At 50.4% G+C, this 5,552-nt stretch carries 2 tRNA genes and 3 rRNA genes; all 5 read right to left on the bottom strand.

Annotated features, from left to right (window positions below):
* Positions 1 to 115: 115 nt before the first annotated feature.
* The 5 genes from rrf to A3750_RS03885 all read right to left on the bottom strand — a co-directional run bounded on the left by rrf (position 116) and on the right by A3750_RS03885 (position 5,497).
* Positions 116 to 230 (bottom strand): 5S ribosomal RNA (gene rrf, locus A3750_RS03905).
* Positions 231 to 406: 176 nt separating this feature from the next.
* Positions 407 to 3,289: ribosomal RNA gene (locus tag A3750_RS03900) — 23S ribosomal RNA — on the bottom strand.
* A 324-nt stretch (positions 3,290 to 3,613) separates the two neighbouring features.
* Positions 3,614 to 3,689 (bottom strand) — tRNA-Ala (locus A3750_RS03895).
* A gap of 116 nt (positions 3,690 to 3,805) precedes the next feature.
* Positions 3,806 to 3,882 (bottom strand) — tRNA-Ile (locus tag A3750_RS03890).
* An 81-nt stretch (positions 3,883 to 3,963) separates the two neighbouring features.
* Positions 3,964 to 5,497 (bottom strand): 16S ribosomal RNA (locus tag A3750_RS03885).
* The 16S, 23S and 5S rRNA genes sit together here with 2 tRNA genes alongside, the layout of an rRNA operon.
* Positions 5,498 to 5,552 lie beyond the last annotated feature (55 nt).

The raw sequence follows: 5,552 nt of genomic DNA, 5'->3' as shown, positions 1-5,552 counted from the left end.
ACGGTAGATCACTGATTCTTGCACAAAGGTACATCCTTATCCGTCCAAGCGTTATATCTTGACTATAGGACATAAAAAAACCCCAGCAGGNTGTCTGCTGGGGTTTCTGATTAAAGCCTGACGATGACCTACTCTCACATGGGACCTCCCACACTACCATCGGCGATGAACCGTTTCACTTCTGAGTTCGGGATGGGATCAGGTGGTTCCAGTTCTCTATGGTCGTCAGGCAAAACTCTGGTTGAAGACCATCACTGATCACCAACACTTAATTCTGCTGTTGTCTTTAACATTGGAAGCGATAGTAGCGCTTGGATGATGTTCGACTCACATCATTTCGTTATCCGTCTTTCGTTCGATCTGGACTTTACACCAGAGACTTCTCTCGAAGCGTCTTTGGCGTTATATAGTCAAGCCTCACGGGCAATTAGTACTGGTTAGCTCAACGCCTCACAACGCTTACACACCCAGCCTATCAACCTCATAGTCTTTAAGGGCCCTTTAGGATTCTCAAGGAATCAGGGAAAACTTATCTTGAAGGGGGCTTCCCGCTTAGATGCCTTCAGCGGTTATCCTGTCCGAACATAGCTACCGGGCAATGCCATTGGCATGACAACCCGAACACCAGAGGTTCGTCCACTCCGGTCCTCTCGTACTAGGAGCAGCTCTTCTCAATTTTCCAACGTCCACGGCAGATAGGGACCGAACTGTCTCACGACGTTCTAAACCCAGCTCGCGTACCACTTTAAATGGCGAACAGCCATACCCTTGGGACCGGCTTCAGCCCCAGGATGTGATGAGCCGACATCGAGGTGCCAAACACCGCCGTCGATGTGAACTCTTGGGCGGTATCAGCCTGTTATCCCCGGAGTACCTTTTATCCGTTGAGCGATGGCCCTTCCATACAGAACCACCGGATCACTATGACCTACTTTCGTACCTGCTCGACGTGTCTGTCTCGCAGTTAAGCGGGCTTATGCCATTACACTAACCGCATGATGTCCGACCATGCTTAGCCCACCTTCGTGCTCCTCCGTTACTCTTTGGGAGGAGACCGCCCCAGTCAAACTACCCACCACACAGTGTCCTCGATCCAGATAATGGACCTGAGTTAGAACCTCAAACATACCAGGGTGGTATTTCAAGGATGGCTCCACACACACTGGCGTGCATGTTTCAAAGCCTCCCACCTATCCTACACAAGTAGGCTCAAAGTTCACTGTGAAGCTGTAGTAAAGGTTCACGGGGTCTTTCCGTCTAGCCGCGGATACGCTGCATCTTAACAGCGATTTCAATTTCACTGAGTCTCGGGTGGAGACAGCTTAGCCATCGTTACACCATTCGTGCAGGTCGGAACTTACCCGACAAGGAATTTCGCTACCTTAGGACCGTTATAGTTACGGCCGCCGTTTACCGGGGCTTCGATCAAGAGCTTCGCATACGCTAACCCCATCAATTAACCTTCCGGCACCGGGCAGGTGTCACACCCTATACGTCCTCTTTCGAGTTTGCAGAGTGCTGTGTTTTTAATAAACAGTCGCAGCTAACTGGTATCTTCGACTGCCGCTAGCTTAGGGAGCAAGTCCCATCACCGGCAGCAGCGTACCTTCTCCCGAAGTTACGGTACCATTTTGCCTAGTTCCTTCACCCGAGTTCTCTCAAGCGCCTTGGTATTCTCTACCTGACCACCTGTGTCGGTTTGGGGTACGGTTTCTTTATATCTGAAGCTTAGAAGTTTTTCCTGGAAGCAGAGCATCAACCACTTCAATCCCGTAGGATCTCGTCATCAGTTCTCAGCCTTAGGGGACCGGATTTGCCTAATCCCCCAGCCTACAACCTTAAACATGGACAACCATCGCCATGCTGGCCTAGCTTTCTCCGTCTCTCCATCGCAATATAAAGAAGTACAGGAATATTAACCTGTTTCCCATCGACTACGCTTCTCAGCCTCGCCTTAGGGGCCGACTCACCCTGCGCCGATTAGCGTTGCGCAGGAACCCTTGGTCTTCCGGCGGGGAAGTTTTTCACTCCCCTTATCGTTACTCATGTCAGCATTCGCACTTCTGATACCTCCAGCAAACCTCTCGATTCACCTTCAACGGCTTACAGAACGCTCCTCTACCATATAGATAAATCTATATCCGCAGCTTCGGTTCATAGTTTGAGCCCCGTTAAATCTTCCGCGCAGGCCGACTCGACTAGTGAGCTATTACGCTTTCTTTAAAGGATGGCTGCTTCTAAGCCAACCTCCTAGCTGTCTAAGCCTTCCCACATCGTTTCCCACTTAACTATGAATTTGGGACCTTAGCTGGCGGTCTGGGTTGTTGCCCTCTCCACAACGGACGTTAGCACCCGCAGTGTGTCTCCCGTGCTCGCACTCATAGGTATTCGGAGTTTGCATGGGGTTGGTAAGTCGGGATGACCCCCTAGCCCAAACAGTGCTCTACCCCCTATGGTGATACACGAGGCGCTACCTAAATAGCTTTCGAGGAGAACCAGCTATCTCCGAGTTTGATTAGCCTTTCACTCCTATCCACAAGTCATCCCCTGGCTTTTCAACGACAGTGGGTTCGGTCCTCCAGTCAGTGTTACCTAACCTTCAACCTGCTCATGGATAGATCACTCGGTTTCGGGTCTAATCCTAGCAACTATGCGCCCTATTAAGACTCGGTTTCCCTACGGCTCCCCTATACGGTTAACCTTGCTACTAAAATTAAGTCGCTGACCCATTATACAAAAGGTACGCAGTCACAGAACAAGTCTGCTCCCACTGCTTGTACGCATACGGTTTCAGGATCTATTTCACTCCCCTCACAGGGGTTCTTTTCGCCTTTCCCTCACGGTACTGGTTCACTATCGGTCAGTCAGGAGTATTTAGCCTTGGAGGATGGTCCCCCCATCTTCAGACAAGATAACACGTGTCCCGTCCTACTTAATATGTGATCGCTGTGTCTTCGTGTACGGGGCTATCACCCTCTATTGCTGCACTTTCCAGAGCATTCCACTAACACAACAACCATCGGCTACTCCCCGTTCGCTCGCCGCTACTAGGGGAATCTCGGTTGATTTCTTTTCCTCCGGGTACTTAGATGTTTCAGTTCTCCGGGTTCGCTTCCTACACCTATGTATTCAGTGCAGGATATCCGCCTTATGACGGATGGGTTTCCCCATTCGGAAATCGTTGGGTCAAAGCTCGTTTACCAGCTTACCAACGCTTATCGCAGGTTTCTACGTCCTTCATCGCCTCTGACTGCCAAGGCATCCACCGTATGCGCTTAGTCGCTTGACTATATAACCCAAAGAGTCCTCCAGGACGACCTTTTACCATCCTAGTCTCGAGTCATATAACGACCAAATCGTAACGTTTTCGCCGGATAACGCTTGATATGAATCTCATTTCTTACATTATCCATACTACATACACCATCGCTGATAGTGATGGGCACATAGTATTTAGCATTGCACCATCAATAGTCATCACAACTACTAACAATGCCTTTCTACTATCACATTCCAAATTGTTAAAGAGCTTTCTGATCTCTGATCAGAACTAAAACAACTCAACAAAAGCCAACGCCTTTATCGAATAATTTTAGTTATGAGCAGAAGAAATTGGTGGAGCTAAGCAGGATCGAACTGCTGACCTCCTGCGTGCAAGGCAGGCGCTCTCCCAGCTGAGCTATAGCCCCAATTTACAGCGGTTTTTGCAAACCTTAATAAGGTATATTTTCTATTAGGCGAGGAACGTCTTGCGTCGCGTACTAACAGTACGTGAGCAATGCGTTAACGAAGCATAATGGAAAATTGGTAGGCCTGGGCAGACTTGAACTGCCGACCTCACCCTTATCAGGGGTGCGCTCTAACCACCTGAGCTACAGGCCTTCTAGGGCCTATGCCCTTTCGCTCTCTAAATACCAACCAAGCAATTCGTGTGAACTCTGACCAAAATGAGTCCGTTTCGTTTAAGGAGGTGATCCAGCCCCAGGTTCCCCTAGGGCTACCTTGTTACGACTTCACCCCAGTCATGAACCACACCGTGGTAATCGTCCTCCCGAAGGTTAGACTAACTACTTCTGGTGCAATCCACTCCCATGGTGTGACGGGCGGTGTGTACAAGGCCCGGGAACGTATTCACCGTGACATTCTGATTCACGATTACTAGCGATTCCGACTTCATGGAGTCGAGTTGCAGACTCCAATCCGGACTACGACAAGTTTTCTGGGATTAGCTCCACCTCGCGGCTTAGCGTCCCTTTGTACTTGCCATTGTAGCACGTGTGTAGCCCTGGTCGTAAGGGCCATGATGACTTGACGTCGTCCCCACCTTCCTCCGGTTTGTCACCGGCAGTCTCCTTAGAGTTCCCACCCGAAGTGCTGGCAAATAAGGATAAGGGTTGCGCTCGTTACGGGACTTAACCCAACATTTCACAACACGAGCTGACGACAGCCATGCAGCACCTGTCACTGCGTTCCCGAAGGCACCAATCTATCTCTAGAAAGTTCGCAGGATGTCAAGACCAGGTAAGGTTCTTCGCGTTGCATCGAATTAAACCACATGCTCCACCGCTTGTGCGGGCCCCCGTCAATTCATTTGAGTTTTAACCTTGCGGCCGTACTCCCCAGGCGGTCTACTTAGTGCGTTAGCTGCGCCACTAAGAAATCAAGTTTCCCAACGGCTAGTAGACATCGTTTACGGCGTGGACTACCAGGGTATCTAATCCTGTTTGCTCCCCACGCTTTCGCACCTCAGCGTCAGTATCAGTCCAGGTGGCCGCCTTCGCCACTGATGTTCCTTCCAATCTCTACGCATTTCACCGCTACACTGGAAATTCCACCACCCTCTACTGTACTCTAGCGAGTCAGTTCCAAATGCAGTTCCCAGGTTGAGCCCGGGGCTTTCACATCTGGCTTAACAAGCCGCCTACGCGCGCTTTACGCCCAGTAATTCCGATTAACGCTTGCACCCTCAGTATTACCGCGGCTGCTGGCACTGAGTTAGCCGGTGCTTCTTCTGTTGCTAACGTCAAGGCTAGCCGGTATTAACGACTAACTTTTCCTCACAACTGAAAGTGCTTTACAACCCGAAAGCCTTCTTCACACACGCGGCATGGCTGCATCAGGCTTGCGCCCATTGTGCAATATTCCCCACTGCTGCCTCCCGTAGGAGTCTGGGCCGTGTCTCAGTCCCAGTGTGGCTGATCATCCTCTCAGACCAGCTAGAGATCGTCGCCTTGGTGAGCCATTACCTCACCAACTAGCTAATCTCACGCAGGCCCATCCAATAGCGAGAGCCGAAGCCCCCTTTCCTCCGTAGAGCGTATGCGGTATTAATCCGGTTTTCACCGGGCTATCCCCCACTACTGGGCAGGTTCCTACGCGTTACTCACCCGTCCGCCGCTCGTCAGCATCTAGCAAGCTAGATCTGTTACCGCTCGACTTGCATGTGTTAAGCCTGCCGCCAGCGTTCAATCTGAGCCATGATCAAACTCTTCAGTTTAATCTCTCAAGTGATTCCAAAAGGAATCTAAATTTTGCTCAAGTAAAACTACTGT

This window comes from Oleiphilus sp. HI0079, assembly GCF_001635105.1.
The sequence above is the reverse complement of the archived record's forward strand: the minus strand, read 5'-3'. Positions and strand labels throughout refer to the sequence as shown.